This is a genomic window from Paraburkholderia tropica, from assembly GCF_914484835.1.
Taxonomy (GTDB): Bacteria; Pseudomonadota; Gammaproteobacteria; order Burkholderiales; family Burkholderiaceae; genus Paraburkholderia; species Paraburkholderia tropica_A.
The window spans coordinates 40853-63383 of the sequence record NZ_CAJZAR010000049.1; the positions used below are offsets into that span (position 1 = coordinate 40853).

Consider the following 22531-nt stretch of genomic DNA (forward strand, 5'->3'; position numbering starts at 1 on the left):
GCTGCTAGTTAATACTCGTGCGTTTTCTTCTCGTGTTGGCCTTTCCTTGTTTTCTTGTCGGTCTGCATGCGTTGCCCCTGTGCGGGGCGGCACCTACTTTTCTTTGCAGCGGCAAAGAAAAGTAGGCAAAAGAAAGCCGCTCACACCGCTAGTGTGACGCCGTCCACCACGCGCCATCCGCGGTAGTGGTTCCGGGGCGTCTGGCATCACGCGGCCACCAACGGAGTGACAAGGCAATCATTCATCCCGCTGCGCGCGATGCGCGCAGCGGTTGGGTTTGCTCGGGAAACCCGCAAGGTTTCGCCCTCATCGGGTGAAGGGGCGGGTTAGTGACGGGGGGGCCGTTTGGCGGCCCATCAGGCCTGCTACCGCGATCAGTGCGAGCAGGTAGGGGAGCATGACCAGTAACGCGGTCGGGACGTGCAGGCCGAACATCTGTAACTGGAATTGCATCGCCGTTGCCGCGCCGAATAGCAGGCATGCCAGTGCCGTGCGGCCGATCTTCCAGTTGCCGAAGATGATCGCCGCGATCACCAGGTAGCCCGTGCCGTTCGTCATCCCCTCCGTAAAGGTGTGGATGTCGCCGATCGAAATGAAGCAGCCCGCCGCCGCCGACATCACGCCCGAAAACAGCACCGCGCCGTAGCGCAGTTTCACTACGGAGACGCCTGACTGGTCGACCGCGCGTGGGGACACACCCACCGCATGCAGCGCGATGCCCAGCGCCGTGTGGCGCATCGTCCATGCCGTGGCGGCGAGGATCGCCAGCCCGGCGTAGAGCAGCCAGACCTGGTGGAAGACGGCGTCGCCAATCAGCGGCAATTGTCCGAGGCCCGGCGGCGACCAGCGGGCGAGGCCCGGAATCGCCGCTTCCGAGCGTGAGCCGAATATCTCGCGATACGCGAGCGTCGTGCCGCCCAGCGCGAGAATGTTGATGCCGATGCCCGTCACCACCTGGTTCGCGCGCAGCGTCACGCTCAGGAACGCCTGGAGCAGCGCCACCGGCAGCACGCCCAGCACGCCGCAGAGCAGGCCGATGGCCGGGTTGCCGGTCCACCACGAGGCCGTCGCGCCTACGAATGCGCCCGTCAGCATCATGCCTTCCACGCTCATGTTGAGCACGCCCGCGCGCTCGCTCACGAGCTCGCCCGTGGAGGCGAGCAGCATCGGCGCGGCGAGGCGGATCGACGAGCCCGCGAATACAGCGAACAGTTCCGCGTTCATTGACGGTCTCCCTTGCGTTCGAGCCAGATCGCGCCGCCCGCGAGCGCGATCGTGACGATGCCCTGCACGATCAGCACCAGCGCCGACGGCACCGCCGCGACCATCTCCATGTTGATGCCGCCCGAGCGCAGGAAGCCGAACAGCAGCGCGCACGCGAACACGCCTGTGATCGAGCCGCGCGAGAGCAGGCCGACCACGAGGCCGTCGAAGCCGTAGCCCGACGAGAAGCCCGCCTTGAGCGAGCCCTGATCGCCTTGCAGCATCAGCGCGCCCGCGAGCCCGCCGAATGCGCCCGCGATCGCGAGCGCGGCGACGATCGTCGAGGTGATCGGCAAGCCCGCGCGTCGTGCGGCCACCGCGTTCAATCCGGTCGTGCGCAAGGCGAAGCCGAAGCGCGTGTAGCGCAGCATCAGCGTTGCGGCGACGGCGAGCACGAGCGTCACAGGCAGGCCGATATGCAGGCCGAGGCCGCTGTCCGCGAACAGGGCGGGCAGGTGCGTGGCATCGGGAATCTCCAGCGATTCGGGCAGCGTGGCGCCGCTGGTCATCGGCTGGCGCAGGAGCGCTTCGCTTTGCACGCACCAGTAAAGCAGCCACACGGCGACGAACGAGAGCAGCAGCGTGCTGATGACTTCGCTCGTGCCCGCCTTCGCTTTCAGCACGCCCGAGACGCCACCCCAGAGCGCGCCCGCAGCGGCCGCGCAGAGCATCGGCACGATGAAGGCGAGGCCGAGGGGCAGGCCCGCGCAATGGCCGTACAGGCTCATCGCCGTCGAGACGATGCCACCGATGGCGATCTGTCCTTCCGCGCCGACGTTGGTCAGTTGCGCGCGATGCGCGATCACGAAGCCGATGCCGACGAGCGCGAACACGAGCGCGCGATTGACCGACGCGCCCACGGCGTACGGCGAGCCCCATGCGCCGTCGGCGAATGCGGCGAGCGCGTCGCGCACGTTCACGCCCATCAGCGCGATCAGGCCGAGCGCGACGCAGAACGCGAACACGATCGCGCCTCCGATCACGCTCGCGCCGCGCAACGGCGATGCGCCGCTGCGTGCGGTATGCGACGCCAGCGGCCAGGCGCGCGCGGCCAGCGATTTACGAAGCGAATTCATTGCGAGTCTCCTGCGCCGGCCATCCATGCGCCGATACGTGAGCGATTGGCCGCCTCGGGCGTGCAACTGCCCATGATGCGGCCGCGATACAGCACGACGATGCGGTCGGCGACGCTCATCAGTTCGTCGAGTTCGGACGAGATCAGCAGCACGCCCACGCCGCGTTCGCGCGCCGCGCGGATGTGCCGGTAGACGGCGGCCACCGCGCCGACGTCGAGCCCGCGCGTCGGTTGCGCGGCCAGCAGAAAATGCAGCGGATCGAGCGTGAGTTCGCGCGCGAGCACGGCCTTTTGCTGATTGCCGCCCGAGAGTCCGCCGAAGATCGCGTCGGGCCCGCTCGCGCGCACGTCGAAGCGTTCCATCAGTTCGACCGCGCGCTCGCGCATCGCGCGGCGTTGCAGCCAGCCCGCGCGCGAGTAGCGATCGAGATGATTGAGCATGAGGTTGTCGACGAGGCTCATGCCGGTCACGCAGCCGACCGCGTGCCGGTCCTCGGGCACGATGCCCACGCCCGCGCGTGTGAGTTCGCGCGGCGTCGCGCGCGTCATGTCCTGGCCCGCGACGAAGAAGCGGCCCGCCGCCGCGGGCATCATGCCCGCGAGCACGGCGCCCAGTTCGCTCTGGCCGTTGCCTTCCACGCCCGCGATGCCGACGATCTCGCCGCGATTCACGACGAGCGTGCAATCGGCGAGACGCAGCACGCCTTCGGCGTCGCGCGCGGCGAGGCCGTCGATCTGCAACACCTCGTCGCTCAGCGCGCGCGACCACGGCGAGCCTTCATGCGGCTGCGCGAGCGACAGTTGCGCGTGCAGATCGGCGGCTTGCGCGTTCGACGCGCGGCGGATCATCGCGTCGACGAGACGGTCGATGTCGTTCGCGGGCGCGTCTGAGCGCGCGACCACGCGGCCCGATTGCAGCACCGTCGCGTGCGTGGCGATGCGGCAGATCTCCTTGAGCTTGTGCGTGACGAGCACGACGGCGCAGCCGTTCGCGGCCACGCGTGCGCAGGTGTCGAGCAGCGCGTCGATCTCGGCGGGCAGCAGCACGGCGGTCGGTTCGTCGAGCAGCAGCAGACGCGGCTCGCGCATCAGACACTTGACGATTTCCACGCGCTGGCGCTCGCCCACCGAGAGATCGGCGATGCGCGCGTCGAGCGGCAGCGTCAGGCCCACGCGCGCGAGTGTCGCTTCGACGCGCTGGGCTTCGCGCGCGCGATCGATACGCCCGCGCGCCTGGCCGAGCAGCAGATTGTCGAGCACGCTCGCATCGTCGACGAGACTGAAGTGCTGATGCACCATCGCGATGCCGTGCTCGATCGCCTCGCGCGGATTGCGCGGCCGGTACGTGACGCCGTTCATGCGCATCGCGCCCGCGTCGGGCTGATGCACGCCGAAGATCACGTTGCAGAGCGTGGACTTGCCCGCGCCGTTTTCGCCGAGCAGGCAATGCACATCGCCGGCCATGAGGTCGAGCGACACCTCGTCGAGCGCCTGAAACGCACCGAAGCGCTTGCCGATCCCTTCGAGCGACAGCACCGGCGCAGGCGCGGGAGACACGACGGCGTTCATGATCAGCCTTCCATGACCTTGATCTTGCCGCTCTGGATGTCGTCTTCGATCTGCTTGAGCTTCGTGTCGATCGCAGGCGTGGAATGACACACGGCCATGCCCGACGACTTCGGCCCCATCGCCAGACCGAAGGCCTTGTAGCCCGGCTGCCACGTGCCTTTCTCCAGTTGCTCGATCGCGTATTGCGCCTGATAGCCGACGCCCGTGATGCTGTACGCGACATAGAGCGGATCGCTGCCGCAACGGTCGGTGTAGCTGCCGATGATGTGCGTGTTCTTTTCCTTCGCCGCCTGCTCGATGCCGCGCAAGCCGAGATTGAGAATGTGATAGTGAATGTCGGCGCCTTGCGCGATGGCGGCGGCGGTGGCTTCGCGCGCTTTCGCTACGTCGTCGAAATCGCCGGTGTAGCTCTCGAAGTACTTGATCTTCGGATTGATATAGCGTGCGCCTTCGCCGAACTCCTTGCCCGCGTTCACGATCGACGGAATCTCCATGCCGCCCACGTAGCTCACGGCGTTGGTCTTCGTGAGCATCGCGGCGGCCGCGCCCGCGACGAAGGCAATTTCGGCCTGCTTCACGTCGTAGCCCGCGACGTTGGGCGGCATCGCCTGCCCCTTGCTGCCGCCGACGATCGAGAACTTCACTTTCGGAAAGCGCTTCGCGATCTTGATGACGGCCGCCTGCGTCTGGCCGCCCACGCCGATCACGAGTTCGTTCTTCGCGGCGAGATTCGTGAGCGCCTGCTCCATGTCCGCGTAGTTGATGTTCTCGATGATCTGCGTCTTGAGCTTCGGGCCGAATTCCTTTTGCGCGGCCATCACGCCGTCATAACCGGATTCCATCCAGCCTTTGTCGGTCTTCGAACCGGGAATCAGGACGCCGACATGCATGGCGTCGTCGGCGGCGTAGACGGCGGGCGGCGTCACCGCGCCCAGTCCCAGCGCGAGGCCGACCGTGGCGAGCACGCGCAGACGCAGGCGCGCCGGTGCAGGGCGTTGCGGGAATCGATTCGAAAGCAGCTTCGCGGAAGACATCGTGACACTCCTTGTTTGCCGTAGCGTTTGAGTTTCGTTTTGCAGTTTCGGTAAGTGAACTCTTCATGAACGAAACGGATAAAAGCAAGTTGAATGCCATGTATGTCGAACGCATGTCATCGTTTTGGCGAAAGCGGCGAGATGTCCATTCGCAGCGGGGTTTGCGCGTGGTGTGAGGCTGTGAGCGTGGCGTTGAGCGAACGCGTGCGGACACGCGCGAGTGCGCCGCGCATGCACCAAATCCGTCTTCGATGCCTGCGCGCGGGGCGTGCGTGCAAGCGATGGCGCGCGTACGCACCACGGCGGCGCGCTGCGGCTTCGCGTCACTCGATGCGGTATTCGTTGCGGTATTCAACGCAGCAATTCATGCTGCAATCGATGCAGCGGCCCGCGAGTTCGCACAGTGCGCGCCGTGCTGCTATATTCGCGGCAAGCGGCGCATGCGCCGATGGATTTTTCTTCAGCACGAACGAACCTACTTTTGCCATGACGCGTGTCGCCGCTCGCTCCGCCAGTCCTTCGAAGCCGAAAAAAACCGCTGCAAAAAAACCGGCGCGTGTCGCTGCGGAAGAGGCGCAGGAACCCGTGCGCGAAACCATGCGGCAGCGTCTGGCGGCGGCAACGCGCGGGCGCATCTTTCGCGTCGCGCTCGCGGAATTCGCGGAGAAGGGCTTGAGCGGCGCGCGCGTGGAAACCATCGCGAGCCGCGCGAAGGTCAACATCCGCATGATTTATCACTACTTCGGCGGCAAGGAAGCGCTCTATCTGGAAGTGCTCGAATTCGTGCTCGGCCGTTTGCGCGCCGAAGAACTCAAGCTCGAACTCGACGTCGATCGCGTCAAGCCCGTCGAAGGCATCGTGCTGCTCTATGAGTTCATCGAAGGGCATTTCGCGGCGCATCAGGAACTCGGCAAACTGCTGTCGTTCGAGAACCTGAATCGCGCGCGCGTGATGAAGCGTTCGAAGGCCATTCCCGAAATGGCTTCGCCGGTGCTCGTGCTGTTGCGCACGCTGATCGAGCGCGGCGAAAAGGACAAGACGCTGCGCGCCGGGCTCGAACCGCTGCATCTCTACGTCGCGCTCGTGAGCTTGTGTTCGTTCCACAAGTCGAACGCGTACACGCTGTCGTGCATCTTCAATGCCGATCTGCTCGCGCCGAGCTGGCAGGACGAGCAGAAGCGGCAGGCGCAGGAGATGGTGCGCGCGTTCGTGCGCGCCTGAGGTCGTCAGTCCAGGGCGAACGCGTGCGCTTGCCGGCTCGCATCGGCGGCCATCGCGAGACCGTCGCTGCGCGGATCGTGCGCGCCGAGCGCCCAGCCATCGGCGTCGATGCGGATCACGCCGGGATGTCCCGCGAGCGGACTCTGCGCCGCAATCGTCGAGACCTCGTGGCCGCGCGCCGAGAGTTCCGCTAGCACCGTCTCGCCCGCATCGGCTTCGAGCTTGAGTGCGTCGCGCGTGTCGGAGAAGGTCCGGCCAAGCAGAAAGCGCGGCCGCGCGAGCGCCGCGAGCGGGTCCATGCGGTAATCGATCAAGCGCGTGAGAATGGCCGCGAGCGTTTGCGGCTGACCGTCCGCGCCCTGCGTGCCGAACAACAGATGCGGGCGGCCATCGCGCAGATACATGCCGGGCGTGAGCGTGTGGAACGGCCGCTTGCCCGGCGCGAGCGCGTTGGGATGCCGTGCGTCGGTGCCGAATGCCGCGCCGCGGTTATGCCAGAGAATGCCGGTGTCGCCGGCCACCACGCCGCTGCCCCAATCGAAATACACCGTTTGCAGCAGGCTCACCGAGCGTCCCTCGCGATCGGTCGCGCCGATGAACACCGTGTCGCCGTGACGAAAACGATGCGGCCATGCACGCGCGCGGCGCATGTCGATGGAGCGCGCGTGCGCCGCGAGTGTTTCGGGCGCGAGCAGCGTGTCGACGGGCACCTCGGCGAAATCGGGATCGCCCACGTAGCGGTCGCGATCGACGAACGCGCATTTCACGGCTTCCACGAGCAGGTGATAGTAGTCGGCGCTGCCTTCCTCGATATCGGCGAAATCGAAATGCGCGAGCGTGCCCATGATTTCCAGCATCGTCACGCCTTGCGTGGGCGGCTGCAAACCGACGAGTTCGCCGCCGCGATACGGCACGCGCAAGGGCGCTTCCTCGCGCGCGCGCGTGCTGGCGAGATCGTGCATATCGAGCGGCGAGCCCGCTTCGCGCAGACCTCGCACGATACGCTCGGCCAGTTCGCCTTCGTAGAATTCGCGCGCGCCATATCGCGCGATGCGTTCGAGGCTGCGCGCGAGCGCCGGTTGCGCGAAGCGCGAGCCGGGCGCGGGCGCTGCACCCGTTGCGTCATCGGGTGCGAAGGTCGCGGCGAAACCGGGCTGCGCGTTCAATTCGTCGGCGCGCAGCGTTTGCCAGAAGTGCTGCGACTGCGTCACGGCAAAGCCGTCCTTCGCGTATTCGATGGCGCGTTCGAACAGCGTCGACCACGGCAGCGTGCCGCCCCATGTATCGCGTGAATGAGCGAAGGCGCGCGCCCACGTGTCGAGCGTGCCCGCGCTCGTGAGCGCCGCCGCGCCGCCGCGCAGCGGAATCGCGGCGCCGTTGTTGGGGAGTTGCATGGCCGCCTGGCCCGCGCCCGAAATCGTGCGCACGTCGCCGCTGCGATCGGCGACGACCCAGAAGGCGTCGCCGCCCAATCCCGTGAAATGCGGATAGGTCACGCACAGCACCGCGCCGATGGCGATGGCGGCTTCGATGGCGTTGCCGCCCGCGCGCAGCACATCGCGCCCGGCGGCGCTCGCGAGCGCGTGCGGGCTCGTCACCATGCCATCGCGCGAGCGGGCGTTTGAAGCATTCAAAATTTTGGACTCCGTTATAGTTTCGCGGTCTCGCCGTGACGTGCGGACAGCGTTTGCGCGAGCCGCAGCAGTGCGCGGTCGGTGCCGCGTGCGCCGATCAGCGAGAGCGCGAGCGGCCGGTCGCATTCGTCGGCGAACGGCAGCGTGATTTGCGGCAGGCCGCCGAGCGAGGCCACGGCGTTGAGCGTGAGCGCGTCTTCGTAGAAGCGCGCGAGCGTGTCGCCGTCGGCGTCCTTCGCGAGCAGCGCGCGCGGTGTGGTCGGCATGACGAGCACGCAGTCTTGCAGCCGCGCGTCGAGTTGCGCGGCGAGCGTCGCGCGCAGCGCGCGCCAATGCGGCGTGCGTGTGCGGTCGTAGGCGTCGATGTGCGCGAAGCGCGGCGCGATCGACGGACCGAAGCGCGGTTTCGCCGCGCGTAGCCACGCACCGAGCGCGTCGTCGATATCGGCTTCCTGCACGGCCTGATAGCACGCGAGCCAATCCGCGGCCGCAATGAGATCGAAGATCGGGACGGTGTCGTGCGCGCCGAGCGACTGAGCGAGTGCGTCGAGGGGTGCGGCATCGTTGGGTTCGTGTCGCGCGCGGCGCGCGAACGCTTCGTCCACGCGCAGCAGCTGGAGCGATGACGTCGCGCGATCGGCGGGTAAGAGCACGTCGCCGACGCTCGTCAAAAGATCGGCGGAGCGCGCGAGCCAGCCCACCGTGTCGAGGCTCGGCGCGAACGGCACCACGCCGTCGAGCCCGATGACGCCGTGGGTCGGCCGCATGCCGTAGAGCCCGCAGAACGCAGCGGGTACGCGCACCGAGCCGCCCGTATCGGTGCCGAGCGCGAAGTCCACCGTGCCCGCCGCGACCGCCGAAGCCGACCCGCTCGACGATCCGCCCGGCAGCGCATGCGGCCAGCGCGGATTCAGCGGCGTGCCGTAATGATGATTCGCGCCTTCGAGGCTATAGGCGAGTTCATCGGTGATCGTTTTGCCTTCGAGCGCCGCGCCCGCGCGCAACAAGGCCGCGACGCAGGACGCATGCTCGCGTGCGGGCGCTTGCGCCGCGAGCCAGTCGGGATTGCCGCCGCCCGTGCGCACGCCCGCCACGTCGATCAGATCCTTGACCGCGAAGCGCAGACCGTCGAGCGGGCCGCGCGCGAGCGGCGCGACGCGGGTGGCGTCGCCGGGCACGAAGGCGTTCACGCGGGCTGCTCCACCGCTTCGATCGCTTCGACCGCTTCGACAATACGCTTCGAGTCGGTGACGAAGCCGAAGCATTTCTTCACGTTCCAGATCGTCGCTTCGGTGCAGAACGCGGGCGAGGACGTCGCGCAGCAATCCTCGACGAGCACGCAGCCGTAGCCGAGAAAGTTGGCGTCGGTGAGCGAGTGCAGCACGCATTGATCCGTATTCACGCCCGCGAACAGTAGCGTGCGCACGCCGAGATTGCGCAGGATGCTGTCGAGCGGCGTGTCCCAGAAGCCGCTGATGCGATATTTATCCACGCAGATGTCTTGCGGCAGCGGCTTCAGTTCGTCCACCACGGCGGCGGCCCACGAGTCCTTTTCAAGCACGTGCGAGCCATTGCTCGCGAGCGGCTCGCCGAGACCGGTGCCGCGTCCCGTCGGCTTGTAGAGATGCAGTTGATTCGGCGGCATGTTGGCGAGGTCCGGGCGGTTGCCCCAGTTCACCCAGATCACCGGCACGCCTTGTGCGCGCAGCGCGGGCAGCAGCGTTTGCAGCGGCGCGATGGGCGCGCGGTCGGCGCTGTAGTCGCCGCCGATCTGCGAAACCCAGCCGCCTTCGGTGCAGAAGTCGTTCTGCATGTCGATCACCACGATGGCCGTGCGGCTCAGGTCGAGACGCACGTGCTGCGGCTCGCAGGCGAGCGTCGCGAGACGCGGTTCGGGACCGCGCGCCGACATGTCGACGAGCGCCGGGCTCGCGAGCCAGTGATAGGCATCGGCGCGGCCGAGACGGTTGGCGGCGGCGGGCGCGTCGTTAAGAAGGTTGGCTTCGGACATCGGCTGGGGCTCTCCGCGAGTAGCGTTCGTTCATGAATAAGATACTTACTGAAACATGCAAGATCGGTGCCAGTGCGGAGCGCGGGCGCCAGCGCTTGCCGCAGCGAGGCGACAAGCGAAATCAGGCGATGAAGTTGTGCGCGCGGCGATCCGGCGTGGCGCGCGTATGCCCCGAAGCGGGGCGCGCTGCACGAAGTTGCGACGGCGGGGTGCGTGCACAGGCAACGTGAATCGTTGCACCTTCACGCGACGCTAAATGGACCACCATGGACCACGATGGCGCGCGAACCGCGCCGCGTGCTGCGTGCACGGCATGTGCATGATTGCCGGACAAGCACGCCAGGCAAGCTTTCGCAGCGCGTGCATCGTCATCTGGCATGGATGCTGCGTGTTGCGTGCCATCTTGTATTCAAGATTGAACGCATGCCACGCTCCCAACCGTTGAAAGTCCGCGCATTGCTCGACGCCTATCGACGTGGCGAGACTTCGCCACGCGAAACGATCGACACCGTGCTGCGCCGCCTCGCGGCCACGCATCGTCCCGAAGCGTGGATTCTGCGTGTCGCCGACGCCGATCTCGTGACGCGCGCGGCCCAACTCGAACAGCAGCTCGACGACGAAGGCCCGGCGCTGTTCGCGCGCATGCCGCTGTTCGGCGTGCCGTTCGCCGTCAAGGACAACGTCGATGTCGCGGGCTTGCCGACCACGGCCGGCTGCGCGGCGTTCGCCTACACGCCCGGCGAAACGGCGTTCGCGGTCGCGCGTCTGCTCGACGCGGGCGCGATCCTGATCGGCAAGACGAATCTCGATCAGTTCGCGACCGGCCTCGTCGGCACGCGCTCGCCCTATGGCGCGGTGCGTCAGGTCGATCACGACGATTACATTTCGGGCGGGTCGAGTTCCGGCTCGGCGGTCGCGGTGGCGGCGGGCATCGTCGCGTTTTCGCTGGGCACCGATACGGCGGGCTCGGGGCGCGTGCCTGCGGGCTGCAACGGGATCGTCGGGCTCAAGCCGTCGCTCGGACTCGTCAGCAAACGCGGCGTCGTGCCCGCCTGCCGCACGCTCGATACGCTCTCGGTGTTCGCGCACGATGTCGCCGATGCGTGGACGGTGCTCGACCGCCTCGCGGCCTTCGATGCGTGCGACGGCTATTCGAAGCCGCTCGTTTCGCGCGGCCTGGCGCATGGACCTTTGCGTATCGGCGTGCCCGACACGCTCACGTTCTTCAACGACGAGCACGCGCAGCAGGCCTTCGCCGCGACGCTCGACGGCATCGCCACGCATCTGGTGCTCACGCCCGCGCGCTTCGCGTTCGCGCCGCTGCAACAGGTCGCGGCGCTGCTCTACGACGGCCCGTGGGTGGCGGAGCGGCGCGCGGCGCTCGGTGAGTTCTTCGATACGCATCGCGCGGAAATCGACCCGACCGTGGCGAAGGTGATCGGTCAGGCCCAGCGCTTCGACGCGGCTACGGCATTCGACGGCCAGTACACGCTCGCGCGTCTGAAGCGCGAGGCGGATGCGCTGTTCGAACAGTTCGATATCCTGATCGTTCCGACCGCGCCGACGCATCCGACCATCGCCGAGGTGCAGGCGAATCCGGTCGAGGTTAACAGCCGTCTCGGCGTGTATACGAACTTCGTCAATCTGCTGGACTGGTGCGCGCTCGCCGTGCCGGGCGTGCCCCGCACCGATGGCTTGCCCGCCGGCGTCACGCTGATCGGGCCGTCGGGCGCGGATCAGCAACTCGCGGTGCTCGGCGCGCGCATTCAGGCGCTGTTTCGCGAAGCGGCTGAAACCACCGCAGCACGCGATGCCGAGGCGATCGCCGCGAGTCCGCTGCCGATCCAGGAACCGAGCGTCACGCTCGCCGTGGTGGGCGCGCATCTGCGCGGCGAGCCGCTGAACTGGCAACTGTTGCAGGCGGGCGCGCGCTTTATCGAAGCGACCACGACGGCGCCGCATTACCGCCTTTACGCGCTCGCGGGCACCACGCCGCCGAAGCCGGGACTCGTGCGGCAGAGCGCGGGCGCGGAAGGCGACGCGATCGCCATTGAACTGTGGGATGTGCCGTTGCGCAGCTTCGGCGCGTTCGTGGCGGCCGTGCCCGCGCCGCTTGCGATCGGCTCGCTCGATATCGCCGATGGGCGCACCGTGAAGGGCTTCGTCTGCGAGCCGTCGGCGCTGGCCGCCGAAGCGGGCGCAGCCGATATCACCGCTTACGGCGGCTGGCGCGCGTATCTGGCGCACCGCGCGCCGAAGCGCTGAACCGAAACGCAGAACGAACACCGCAGCGAACACCGAACGCAGTGACCGACAACCATCAGGAATCCAAATCATGACGCAACGTCGCGACTTCATCAAACAGGCCGGCGCGCTCGCGCTCGGCAGCCTGCTGCCTTTCGAAAGCGTGTTCGCCGCCGAAAAGCTGACGGTCGGCGTGATCTACGTGGGCTCGAAAGGCGACTACGGCTACAACCAGGCGCAGGCGCAAGCGGCGGCGGTCATCAAGAAGCTGCCGAACGTGAAGGTGGTCGAGGAGGAGAACGTGCCGGAAACCGTCGCGGTGCAGAAGTCGATGGAAGCCATGATCGAGCAGGACGGCGCGACGCTGATCTTCGCGACCTCGTTCGGTTACTTCGATCCGCACGTGCTGAAGATGGCGGCCAAATATCCGAAGATCCGCTTCGCGCATTGCGGCGGCCTGTGGAAGCAGGGCAATCCGCCCAATATCGCGAGCTACTTCGGCTATATCGACGAATGCCAGTATTTGAACGGCGTGGTCGCGGGCCATATGAGCAAGACGAAGAAGCTCGGTTTCGTCGCGGCCAAGCCGATTCCGCAGGTGCTGCGCAACATCAATGCGTTCACGCTCGGCGCGCAGTCGGTCGATCCGTCGATCACGACGCATGTGATTTTCACGGGCGACTGGTCGATGCCGGTGAAGGAAGCCGAGGCGACCAACAGTCTCGTCGATCAGGGTTGCGACGTGCTGACCTGTCACGTCGACGGTCCGAAGGTCGTGATCGAAACGGCGGAAAAGCGCGGCGCGATGAGCTGCGGTTATCACGCGAGCCAGGCCGCGCTCGCGCCGAAGGGCTATCTCACGGGCGCCGAATGGGATTGGGCGACGCCGTACCAGACGCTCGTCGCCGACGCGCAGGCGGGCAAGCCGCAGCCGAACATCCTGCGCGGCGGTCTCAAGGAAGGCTTCGTGAAGATGTCGCCGTATGGCGCGAAGGTCACGCCCGACGCGAAGAAGAATGCCGACACCATCAAGGCGCAAATGATGGCGGGCCAGTTCGCGATCTTCAAGGGTCCGCTCAAGGACAACAAGGGCGGCACGGCCATCGCGGCGGGCACGAACTACGCGCAGACCGATATCACGCTCGAAAGCATGAATTACCTCGTCGCGGGCGTGGTCGGGCAGATCTGAACGATGACTCTGTTCCGCGCGACTGCGCTGTGACGTCCGAAACCGCTCAACCTCGCAAGGAGAGATCATGCGCGCTCCCGCTCCCTCGGTGACGTCGGCCGGCGCCCGCGCGCTGATCGGCTTGCTGCCCGCACTGCCGACGCTCGCGGCCATCGTCGGCACGCTGCTGCTGTTCTCGCTGTTCTTGCTGATCGAAGGCCAACCGGCGGGCGAGGCGATCGCGCTGATCGCGCAAGGCGCGTTCGGTTCGTCGTTCGCGTGGCAGAGCACGCTGCTGCGCGCCGCGCCGCTGATGCTCACCGCGCTGTGCGTGGCGCTGCCCGCGCAGGTCGGCCTGATCGTGATCGGCGGCGAAGGCGCGCTCGCGCTCGGCGGGCTCGCGGCGGCGGTCGTGCCGTCACTGCTGCCGCACGGCACGCCGTGGTTCGTCGCGACGCCCGTCATGGCGCTGGCCGGCATGATCGTCGGCGGCGCGTGGATCGGCGCGGTCGGGGCGTTGCGGCAGTGGCGCGGCGTCAACGAGACGATCAGTTCGCTGCTGATGTCGTATATCGCGATCGCGGTGTTCAAGTTTCTCGTCGAAGGACCGCTGCGCGATCCCGCGAGCCTGAACAAGCCGTCGACGCCGCCGCTGCCCGATGCGTTCTCCATCGGCTCGCTGCCGGGGCTCGAGGTGCATTGGGGCCTGTTCTGGGGCGCGCTGGCGTGCGTGGCCGCGTGGGTTTTCGTGCGCCACAGCACGAAAGGCTTCGCGATGCGCGTGACCGGCGGCAACGCGCGCGCCGCGCGTCTCGTCGGCCTGCCGGTGAATTCGCTCGCGCTGACCGCCTGCGTGCTGGGCGGCGCGGCGGCGGGTCTCGCGGGCATGTTCGAAGTCGCGGCGGTGCAGGGCAGCGCGAACGCGTCGCTGCTCGCGGGCTACGGCTACGCGGGCATTCTCGTGGCGTTCGCCGCGCGCCAGAATCCGCTCGCGATCATCGTGTGCGCGCTGATGATCGGCGGCATCGAGGCGAGCGGCAGTCTGCTGCAACGCCGTCTCGATCTGCCCGACGCGACCACGCTCGTGCTTCAGGGCCTGCTGTTCGCCAACCTGCTCGCGTGGGAGGCGCTCGGCGGACGGCTCGCCGCGTGGCGCGTGAAATTGCAGACCGCCGCGCCATCCGAAGCGGCGGCTTCGCTGGAGCAAAGCCATGTCTGATCTGCATTCGCCGATTGCTGTGCTGCTGCTTTCGCTGATCGCGGGCGCCGTGCGCGTGAGCACGCCCTATCTGTTCGTGAGTCTCGGCGAATGCCTGACCGAGAAGGGCGGGCGCGTGAATCTCGGGCTCGAAGGCATTCTCGTGACGGGCGCGATGAGCGGCTATGCGGGCGCGTATCTGAGCGGCTCGCCGTGGCTCGGCGTGTTGCTGGCCGGTTGCGCGGGGCTGCTGCTCGGCTGTCTGCATGGCTTGATCTGCTCGCTGCCGCGCGTCTCGGATATCGCCTTCGGCATCGCGCTGATGCTGTTCGGCACCGGTCTCGCGTTCTATCTCGGCAAGCCTTTCATCGAGCCGCAAGCGCCCATGCTGCGCTCGTTCGATTTCGGCGCGTGGAGCGCGTCGCCGCAATTGCATAACGCGCTGCACGTGAACCCGCTGTTTCTGATCGGCGTGGCGATGGCGTTCGTTCTGCAATGGGGTTTGCGCTCGACGCGCTGGGGCATGACGCTGCGGCTCGTCGGCGACAACGCCGAGAGCGCGCGGGCAATGGGCTATCCGGTCACGCGCGTGCGCATTGCCGCGACGGCGGTCGGCGGCTTCTTCGCGGGCGTGGGCGGTGCGTATCTGTCGCTCGTCTATCCGGGCAGCTGGAACGAAGGGCTCTCCAGCGGGCAGGGGCTGATGGCGGTCGCGCTGGTGATCTTCGCGCGCTGGCAGCCGCTGCGCTGTCTGTGGGCCGCGCTGCTGTTCGGCGCGGCGGGCGCGCTCGGACCCGCGCTGCAAGCGATCGGCGTGACGAGCGGCTATTACCTCTTCAACGCCGCGCCTTATGTGCTGACGCTCGCGATCATGATCGTCAACTGCCGCCCGGACCGCACGCTTGCCGGCGCGCCTGGGGAATTGAGCCTCACGCGCTGATGCCTCCCACTACGCCATCGACTAATCCCGTCTCACCGGAGACCGACATGACCCGTTTCATCGAAGCCCGTCCGTATCCGTGGCCCTACGACGGCGCGTTGCGCGCCGATAACACCGCGCTCGTCATCATCGACATGCAGACCGACTTCTGCGGATTCGGCGGCTATGTCGACAAGATGGGCTACGACCTCTCGCTCACGCGCGCGCCGATCGAGCCGATCAAACGCGTGCTCGCGGCGATGCGCGCGCTTGGCTTCACGATCATCCACACGCGCGAAGGCCATCGGCCCGATCTTTCGGATCTGCCCGCGAACAAGCGCTGGCGCAGCCGCCAGGCGGGCACGAACGGCATCGGTATTGGCGACGACGGTCCGTGCGGCAAGATCCTCGTGCGCGGCGAACCGGGTTGGGAAATCATCGACGAACTCGCGCCGCTGCCGGGCGAGATCGTGATCGACAAGCCGGGCAAGGGCTCGTTCTGCGCGACCGATCTCGAACTCGTGCTGCGCACGCGCGGCATCGCCAATCTCGTGCTGACCGGCATCACGACCGACGTGTGCGTGCACACGACGATGCGCGAGGCGAACGATCGCGGTTTCGAATGCACGATCCTCGCCGACTGCTGCGGCGCGACCGATCAGGGCAATCACGACGCGGCGCTGAACATGGTGCTGATGCAGGGCGGCGTGTTCGGCACGGTGTCCGATTCGCACGCGCTGCTCGCGACGCTCGGACGCTGATCATGTCGACGCTCGCCAGCATGAAACCGTTGCCGCCGAAAAGCGGCGCGCTCGGCGTCGAAGTGCTCGGCGCGAGCAAGCGCTTCGGCGCGTTCCGCGCGCTCGACGACGTCACGCTCAAGGTGCGCGCGGGCACGGTGCACGCGCTGCTCGGCGAAAACGGCGCGGGCAAGAGCACGCTCGTTAAAGGGCTCGTCGGTTATGGCCTGCTCGACAGCGGCCAGATCGTCGCCGATGGGCGCGAGGCGCGTATCGCTTCGCCGCGCGATGCGCAGGCGCTCGGCATCGGCATGGTCTATCAGCATTTCACGCTGGCGTCGGGCTTGTCGGTCGAGGAAAATCTCGTGCTCGCACGCGGCCGCATGCCCTGGAAAATCGATTGGGATGCCGAACGAAAAGTGCTCGATGCGTTTATGCGGGAGATGCCGTTCCGGCTCGCGCTCGACGCGCCCGTGTCCGGGCTCGCGGCGGGCGAGAAGCAGAAGCTCGAAATTCTCAAGCAGTTGTATCTGCGGCAGCGTCTGCTGATTCTCGACGAGCCGACTTCCGTGCTCACGCCGCAGGAAGCCGACGAAGTGCTCGGCCTGATGCGCGATCTCGCGACGCGCAACGAGCTGACCGTGCTGATGATCACGCATAAATTCCGCGAGGTGATGGCGTATGCGGACGATGTGACGGTGTTGCGCAAAGGGCGCCTCGTCGGCAGTTGCGCGGTGCGCGACACCGACCGCGACCGCCTCGCCGCGTGGATGATGGGCACCGACGCCGACGCCGACGTCAATGCCGCCGCCCACGCCGAAGCGCGCGCGACGGCGGGCATCGATACCGCGCGGCCCGCGCGCAAGCCGCTCGCCGCCCATGCGCCGGTATCGCTCGAACTCTCGAAGCTGACCGTGCTCGACGACCGCGGCCAGGCGGCCGTGCGCGAGGCCTCGCTGGCCGTGCGCGCCGGGGAAATCCTCGGGCTCGCGGGCGTCTCGGGCAACGGCCAGAAAGAACTCGTCGAGGCGCTGGTCGGCCAGCGCCGCGCGCAATCGGGCGCGATGCGCGTGAAAGGCGAGCCGTATTGCGCGACGCGCGAAGCGATGACGCGCTTGTCGGTGTTCGCGCTGCCTGAAGAACCGTTGCGCAATGCGTGCGTGGCGAATCTGAGCGTCGCCGAAAACCTCGCGCTGCGCGATTTCGACCGCGCGCCGTTGCGCTCGGGCGGCTGGCGTCTGAACCGGCGCGCGCTGCGCGAACGCGCGAAGCAGCGCATCGCCGAATTCAACGTGCGGCCGCCGGTGCCGGAGCGCGCCATCGGCACGCTTTCGGGCGGCAACGTGCAGCGCGCCGTGCTCGCGCGCGAGCTGGGTCAGCCGGTCGACGTGCTGATCGTCGCGAATCCGGTGTTCGGGCTCGACTTCGCGTCGGTGGCCGATATCCACGCGCGCATTCTCGCGGCGCGCGACGCGGGCGCGGCCGTGCTGCTGGTGAGCGAGGATCTCGACGAACTGCTGGAACTGGCCGACCGCATCGCGGTGATCGCGCAAGGGCGGCTCGTGTTCGAAACCGCCGTGGAAAACGCTGACCGCGTGGTGCTCGGCCGCCACATGGCGGGCCACGGCGACGATCGTCAAACCGAAGCGGCGGTTCCGTCCGCTGCCTTACATGGAGCCTGAGCAATGAGTTCGAGTGGACTCGGCGGATTGAACCGCTCGCCCGCGGGCGTGGTGATCGGCCTCGTGCAACTGCGCAATCCCGATGTCGAAACGCCCGCGCAACTCGCGGCGCAAACGCAGCGCATCGTCGAGCTGGTCGGCAAGGCACGGCGCAATAACGCCTCGATGGATCTCGTGGTGTTTCCCGAATACGCGCTGCATGGTCTGTCGATGCGCACCGACGACGCGATCATGTGCACGCTCGACGGTCCCGAAGTGGCGGCCTTGAAGGCCGCGTGCGTCGAGCATCGCATCTGGGGCTGCTTCTCGATCATGGAGCGCAATCCGCGCGGCAATCCCTATAACAGCGGCCTGATCATCGACGATCGCGGCGAGATCCAGCTTTACTATCGCAAGCTGCATCCGTGGGTGCCGGTCGAGCCGTGGGAGCCGGGCAATCTCGGCGTGCCGGTGTGCGTGGGGCCGCGCGGCGTCAAGCTGGGGCTCATCATCTGTCACGACGGCATGTTCCCGGAGATGGCGCGCGAAGCCGCGTACAAGGGCGCGGAAGTGATCGTGCGCACGGCGGGCTACACGGCGCCGATCCGGCACGCGTGGCGCATCACCAATCAGTCGAATGCGTTTCAGAATCTCGCGCAGACCGCGAGCGTCTGTTTGTGCGGCAGCGACGGCACGTTCGATTCGATGGGCGAAGGCATGTTCTGCGATTTCGACGGCACCGTCATGGTGGACGGCAGCCATCGCCCCGATGAAATCATCACCTGCGAAATGCGGCCCGATCTGGTGCGCGAGGCGCGCGTGCATTGGGGAGTCGAGAACAATATCTATCAGCTCGGCCATCGCGGCTATGTGGCCGTGAAGGGCGGCGCGCAGGATTGCCCGTACACCTTCATGCAGGACATGGTGCGCGGCGAATATCGTCTGCCGTGGGAAAGCGAGGTGCGCGTGAGCGACGGCACGTCCTGCGGTTTCGCGCCGCCCGAACGCACTTACGAGGGTTGATCGACCATGCCGATTCTTGCTTCCGCACGGCCATCGCCGTTTGGTTTCGAGGCCTCGAAGACGGCGCTCGTGGTGATCGACATGCAGCGCGATTTCATCGAGCCGGGCGGCTTCGGCGCGGCGCTCGGCAACGACGTTTCGCTGCTGGGCGGCATCGTGCCGGACGTCGCGCGTCTGCTGGATCACGCGCGCGAACAGGGCTGGTTCGTCGTGCATACGCGCGAATCGCACGCGGCGGATCTCTCCGATTGTCCGCCCGCCAAGCGGCTGCGCGGGCTGCCGAGCGCGCGCATCGGCGACGTTGGCCCGATGGGCCGCATTCTCGTGCGCGGCGAGCCGGGCAACGCGATCATCGACGCGCTTGCGCCCATCGGCGGCGAACTCGTGATCGACAAGCCGGGCAAGGGCGCGTTCTACGCGACGCGGCTCGGCGAGGAACTGGCGCAGCGCGGCATCACGCATCTGGTGTTCGCGGGCGTGACGACGGAAGTCTGCGTGCAGACGTCGATGCGCGAGGCGAACGATCGCGGTTACGACTGCCTGCTGATCGAGGACGCCACCGCGAGCTATATTCCCGCGTTCAAGGAGGCGACGCTCGCGATGGTCCGCTCGCAAGGCGGCATCGTCGGGTGGACCGCGAGCCTCGCGCAATTGCTGGAGGCCGACGCGTGATGATGAAAACAAGCGAAAGCACGAGAGATAAAGCGATGATCAACGATCCGGCCATCGTCGCCGAAGTGACGGCCGCGTTCGAAGCCTACGAACGCGCGCTGATCGACAATGATGTCGCCGCCATGAACGTGCTGTTCTGGGACGCGCCCGAGACGGTGCGCTACGGCATCGCCGAAATCCAGCACGGCGGCGAGGCGATTCGCGCGTGGCGCGAAGCGTGCGCGCCGGTGCCGAAGTCGCGCAGGCGGCATCGCACGGTGGTGACGACGTTCGGCCACGACTACGCGACGGTGAGCACCGAATTCACCAGCGATGCGACGCCGCTCGTCGGCCGCCAGATGCAGACCTGGGCGCGGCTCGGTTCGGCGGATGCGGTGTACGGTGGCTGGATCATCGTGGCGGCGCATGTGAGTCTGATCGACGCGCCCGATGTGATCGCGGCTTACGAAGCGCGCGCGTGACCCGCAAAGCGACGAGGAACGGGCAGGAGAGTGGTCATCGAACCGAAACGGCAAGCCGAAGCACTGCACCCTGACGCGAAGGACGTGAAGGACGCGAAGGACGACGCGACTGCGAGCGCGGAAAAAGTGGTCTATGGCGCGAATCCCCTGGCGGAGCAGGTCTATCAGCGGCTCAAGCACGATATTTTCGATTTCCGGCTGTTTCCCGGCGATCGCTTTTCGGAAACCGATATCGCGCAGCATTACGGCGTCTCGCGCACGCCGATGCGCGATGCGCTGTTTCGTTTGCTGCGCGAAGGCTATCTGGAAGTGGGTTTCCGGCGCGGCTGGAAAGTCTGCGATATCGACTTCGAGCGGCTCGATCAACTCTACGATCTGCGTATCGTGCTGGAACTCGCCGCGATCGAACGCGTGGCGAGCGCGCGGCCGCCGCATCCCGCCATCGAAGCGCTCAAGGCGCTCTGGTGCGTCGCGCCCGACGCGCGCGAGAGCGATCCGGCGCGGATGTTCCGGCTCGACGAGGGCTTTCATCGCGGCCTCGTCGAAGCGACCGGCAACGCGGAGATGCTGCGCGTTCACAACGAAGTGACCGAGCGCATCCGCATCGTGCGGCGCCTCGATTTCCTGAAGCCGCATCGCACCGATGCGACCTACGACGAGCACGCGACCATGCTCACGCTGATCGAGCGCGGCAAGGCCGCCGAAGCGGGCATTCTGCTGCGCGCGCACGTCACGCAGAGCAAGCTGGAGGTGCGCAAGATCACGGTTTCGATGCTTGCGCAGGCGCGCCATAGCAAGCTGCCGTTCGTGAGTTGAATGACGCGAGGGGTCTGCGCACAGACCGGACGGCGTCACCAGTCGATGCGGTGTTTCGCTTCGGTTTCGCGATGGCGGCGGTCGTCGTCGCTATGCAGATAGAGGCTCGTCGTGCTGATCGACGCGTGGCCGAGGTTGTCGCGCACCATGCGCAGATCGACGTCGCCATCGGCCATGTGCGAGCCCGCGCTGTGGCGCAGCCAGTGCGCCGACGCGCTCTCCAGCAGCGCCGCGCGCGCCATGCCGCTGGCCGCGCGCGCGGCGTCGGTTTGCTGTTGCGCCGCGTCGCGCAGACGCTGCGCCGCGCCCGCGAAAATCCCCTTGACGATGGTGTGCAGCGCCGCGCGCGTGAGCGGCTTCGTCGACTGGCCGATGGGCAGCACGAGCGGCGTCGCTTCGTTCGGCGCGGGTAAGGCGCTCAGGCCGCGCTGCTCGCGATAGCGCGCGAGTTCGGCCATCAGCTCGGCGGTCGCGGGTACGAGACGGCGGCGCTCGCCCTTGCCGAGCACGTCGAGCCACCAGCGCTCCTCGCCCGAGGCGTCGCGGCGCGCGAAGAAATCGCCCATCGTGTTGATGCCCACTTCGGAAATGCGCAGGCCGCCGAGATAGAGCAGCGTGAGCAGCCAGCGCGCGCGGCTGTGGCGTTCGCGTTCGCGCGCGCTCTCGCGCGGCAGGGCGTCGACGGACGCTTTCACTTCGTCCCAGAGACTGCGTTCGAGATAGCGCGTGATGCGCGGCTGTGCGCGGCGCGCGCGCTGGCGCGACAGCGAAAGCGGATTGCCCGCGAGATACCCGGCGCTGACGAGCCACGAAAACAGCGCGTTGAGGATCACCATCGCCTGGCGCTGGCTCGCGGCGGACAGCGGGCCGTAGAACGGACGCCAGCGCGGATCGTCGCGCGCGTGCTTGCGGCCGCCGCCCGCGCACCAGCGCGCCGCCGGTTGCGGATCGGCGAGAAAGCGCTGATAGGCGAGCAGATCCTCGTGCGTGAGCGACGAAAGCGGCTTGCCGAGCTGCACGATGGCCCAGAGCAGCAGACGCTCGGCTTCCTTGCGATAGGTCTCGAAGGTCGCCTTCGAGTCGGCGACGCGCGCGAGCCAGGCGCGGATCGCGTCGAGATCGTTGGCCGCCGCGATCTGCATGCGGCCGCCCGCGCGGTTCAGGCCGTCGCGGCCGTCGAGATCGGCGGGCAGTTCGAGCGCGTCGAGCGGACGCGGGGCGAGGAGAGCGGTGTGCATGGACAAGCGAGGCAATACGGTGAGGCGCGCATGATGCGGCGGCGATCGCCGACTATAACGCGGATCGCGCACGATCATGCGCATCACGCGATAATCGTGTCCGCCGGATCGGCCATGGCTGGCCGGTCAATGCCCGTTCAATGCCCGTTCATCAACCGCCGCCGACCGCGATGAAACTCCACGCTCCCATTCCCATCCTGCGCATGTTTTCCGTCGAGAAAGCCTACGCGTTCTATTGCGGTTATCTGGGCTTCAAACCCGACTGGGAACATCGCTTCGAGCCCGATCTGCCGCTCTACGTGCAACTGCACCGCGACGCGCTCGTGCTGCATCTGAGCGAGCATCACGGCGATGGCACGCCGGGCACGGCGCTCTTTCTGCCCGTGGAGGATATCGAGGCGTTTCATCGCGAGCTGGCCGCGAAACCGTACGGCTATGCGCGGCCCGGCGTGGAGACCCTGGACTGGGGCCGCCAGATGCAGATTCACGATCCGTTCGGCAATATTCTGCGGTTTTGCGAGTTGAGCTGACGAAGTGTCGATGGTGTCGATGGTGTCGATGGTGTCGATGCGGATGTTTTTCGC

At 67.1% G+C, this 22531-nt stretch carries 21 protein-coding genes; 12 read left to right on the plus strand and 9 right to left on the minus strand.

The window, feature by feature from the left end; translation table 11 throughout:
* Window positions 1-306 precede the first annotated feature (306 nt).
* The 5 genes from LDO54_RS16375 to LDO54_RS16395 all read right to left on the minus strand — a co-directional run bounded on the left by LDO54_RS16375 (window position 307) and on the right by LDO54_RS16395 (window position 5540).
* Window positions 307-1224: an ABC transporter permease gene (locus LDO54_RS16375; RefSeq protein ID WP_224011737.1), complete on the minus strand. Its 918-nt coding sequence runs from the start codon at window positions 1222-1224 to the stop codon at window positions 307-309.
* Complete coding sequence (locus tag LDO54_RS16380; protein WP_224011738.1) at window positions 1221-2339, minus strand: ABC transporter permease; 1119 nt, start codon at window positions 2337-2339, stop codon at window positions 1221-1223. Before LDO54_RS16380 ends, LDO54_RS16375 begins: the two co-directional genes overlap by 4 nt.
* Window positions 2336-3907: an ABC transporter ATP-binding protein gene (locus tag LDO54_RS16385; protein ID WP_224011739.1), complete on the minus strand. Its 1572-nt coding sequence runs from the start codon at window positions 3905-3907 to the stop codon at window positions 2336-2338. Before LDO54_RS16385 ends, LDO54_RS16380 begins: the two co-directional genes overlap by 4 nt.
* Window positions 3908-3909: 2 nt before the next feature.
* The gene (locus tag LDO54_RS16390) at window positions 3910-4941 is read right to left on the minus strand and encodes a BMP family protein (RefSeq protein ID WP_224011740.1); all 1032 of its coding nucleotides are present in this window, start codon (window positions 4939-4941) and stop codon (window positions 3910-3912) included.
* A gap of 323 nt (window positions 4942-5264) precedes the next feature.
* Entirely contained in the window at window positions 5265-5540 is a 276-nt protein-coding gene (locus tag LDO54_RS16395) for a hypothetical protein (protein ID WP_224011741.1), read from the minus strand.
* On the opposite strand from LDO54_RS16395, the gene LDO54_RS16400 reads away from it, so the two are divergent.
* Entirely contained in the window at window positions 5527-6162 is a 636-nt protein-coding gene (locus LDO54_RS16400) for a TetR/AcrR family transcriptional regulator (RefSeq protein WP_224011742.1), read from the plus strand. The genes LDO54_RS16395 and LDO54_RS16400 overlap by 14 nt on opposite strands.
* Before the next feature lie 5 nt (window positions 6163-6167).
* Here the strand turns inward: LDO54_RS16400 and LDO54_RS16405 are convergent, their stop codons facing one another.
* From LDO54_RS16405 to LDO54_RS16415, 3 genes are read right to left on the minus strand one after another with little or no spacing between them, the layout of a single operon-like run.
* Window positions 6168-7763 (minus strand): gamma-glutamyltransferase family protein, encoded by a 1596-nt coding sequence (locus tag LDO54_RS16405; RefSeq protein WP_224011743.1) that lies wholly within the window; start codon window positions 7761-7763, stop codon window positions 6168-6170.
* 47 nt (window positions 7764-7810) lie between these two features.
* Window positions 7811-8986, minus strand: a complete 1176-nt coding sequence (locus tag LDO54_RS16410) for an amidase (protein WP_224011744.1) — start codon at window positions 8984-8986, stop codon at window positions 7811-7813.
* Window positions 8983-9807, minus strand: a complete 825-nt coding sequence (locus LDO54_RS16415; RefSeq protein ID WP_224011745.1) for a cysteine hydrolase — start codon at window positions 9805-9807, stop codon at window positions 8983-8985. The genes LDO54_RS16410 and LDO54_RS16415 overlap by 4 nt, the downstream gene beginning before the upstream one ends.
* A gap of 423 nt (window positions 9808-10230) precedes the next feature.
* On the opposite strand from LDO54_RS16415, the gene atzF reads away from it, so the two are divergent.
* The 10 genes from atzF to LDO54_RS16465 all read left to right on the plus strand — a co-directional run bounded on the left by atzF (window position 10231) and on the right by LDO54_RS16465 (window position 20709).
* Window positions 10231-12072, plus strand: coding sequence for an allophanate hydrolase (atzF, locus tag LDO54_RS16420; protein ID WP_224011746.1), 1842 nt, complete (start codon window positions 10231-10233; stop codon window positions 12070-12072).
* Between the two features lie 70 nt (window positions 12073-12142).
* Window positions 12143-13240: a BMP family ABC transporter substrate-binding protein gene (locus LDO54_RS16425; protein WP_224011747.1), complete on the plus strand. Its 1098-nt coding sequence runs from the start codon at window positions 12143-12145 to the stop codon at window positions 13238-13240.
* A gap of 67 nt (window positions 13241-13307) precedes the next feature.
* Window positions 13308-14438: an ABC transporter permease gene (locus tag LDO54_RS16430; protein ID WP_224011748.1), complete on the plus strand. Its 1131-nt coding sequence runs from the start codon at window positions 13308-13310 to the stop codon at window positions 14436-14438.
* A complete protein-coding gene (locus LDO54_RS16435; RefSeq protein WP_224011749.1) occupies window positions 14431-15357 on the plus strand; it encodes an ABC transporter permease in 927 nt (308 codons plus the stop codon). The genes LDO54_RS16430 and LDO54_RS16435 overlap by 8 nt, the downstream gene beginning before the upstream one ends.
* Before the next feature lie 47 nt (window positions 15358-15404).
* Window positions 15405-16097, plus strand: coding sequence for a biuret amidohydrolase (gene biuH / locus LDO54_RS16440; RefSeq protein WP_224011750.1), 693 nt, complete (start codon window positions 15405-15407; stop codon window positions 16095-16097).
* 2 nt (window positions 16098-16099) lie between these two features.
* Entirely contained in the window at window positions 16100-17758 is a 1659-nt protein-coding gene (locus tag LDO54_RS16445; RefSeq protein WP_224011751.1) for an ABC transporter ATP-binding protein, read from the plus strand.
* Window positions 17759-17761: 3 nt separating this feature from the next.
* Window positions 17762-18760, plus strand: coding sequence for a formamidase (locus tag LDO54_RS16450; protein ID WP_224011752.1), 999 nt, complete (start codon window positions 17762-17764; stop codon window positions 18758-18760).
* Window positions 18761-18766: 6 nt separating this feature from the next.
* Window positions 18767-19432: a cysteine hydrolase family protein gene (locus tag LDO54_RS16455; RefSeq protein ID WP_224011753.1), complete on the plus strand. Its 666-nt coding sequence runs from the start codon at window positions 18767-18769 to the stop codon at window positions 19430-19432.
* A gap of 35 nt (window positions 19433-19467) precedes the next feature.
* Complete coding sequence (gene hpxZ, locus LDO54_RS16460) at window positions 19468-19893, plus strand: oxalurate catabolism protein HpxZ (protein WP_224011754.1); 426 nt, start codon at window positions 19468-19470, stop codon at window positions 19891-19893.
* Window positions 19894-19977: 84 nt separating this feature from the next.
* Complete coding sequence (locus LDO54_RS16465) at window positions 19978-20709, plus strand: GntR family transcriptional regulator (protein WP_224011891.1); 732 nt, start codon at window positions 19978-19980, stop codon at window positions 20707-20709.
* A 35-nt stretch (window positions 20710-20744) separates the two neighbouring features.
* Here LDO54_RS16465 and LDO54_RS16470 read toward each other — a convergent pair whose 3' ends face one another.
* Entirely contained in the window at window positions 20745-21947 is a 1203-nt protein-coding gene (locus LDO54_RS16470) for a tyrosine-type recombinase/integrase (protein WP_224011755.1), read from the minus strand.
* A 170-nt stretch (window positions 21948-22117) separates the two neighbouring features.
* On the opposite strand from LDO54_RS16470, the gene LDO54_RS16475 reads away from it, so the two are divergent.
* Window positions 22118-22477: a glyoxalase superfamily protein gene (locus LDO54_RS16475; RefSeq protein ID WP_224011756.1), complete on the plus strand. Its 360-nt coding sequence runs from the start codon at window positions 22118-22120 to the stop codon at window positions 22475-22477.
* The last annotated feature ends 54 nt before the right edge of the window (window positions 22478-22531 follow it).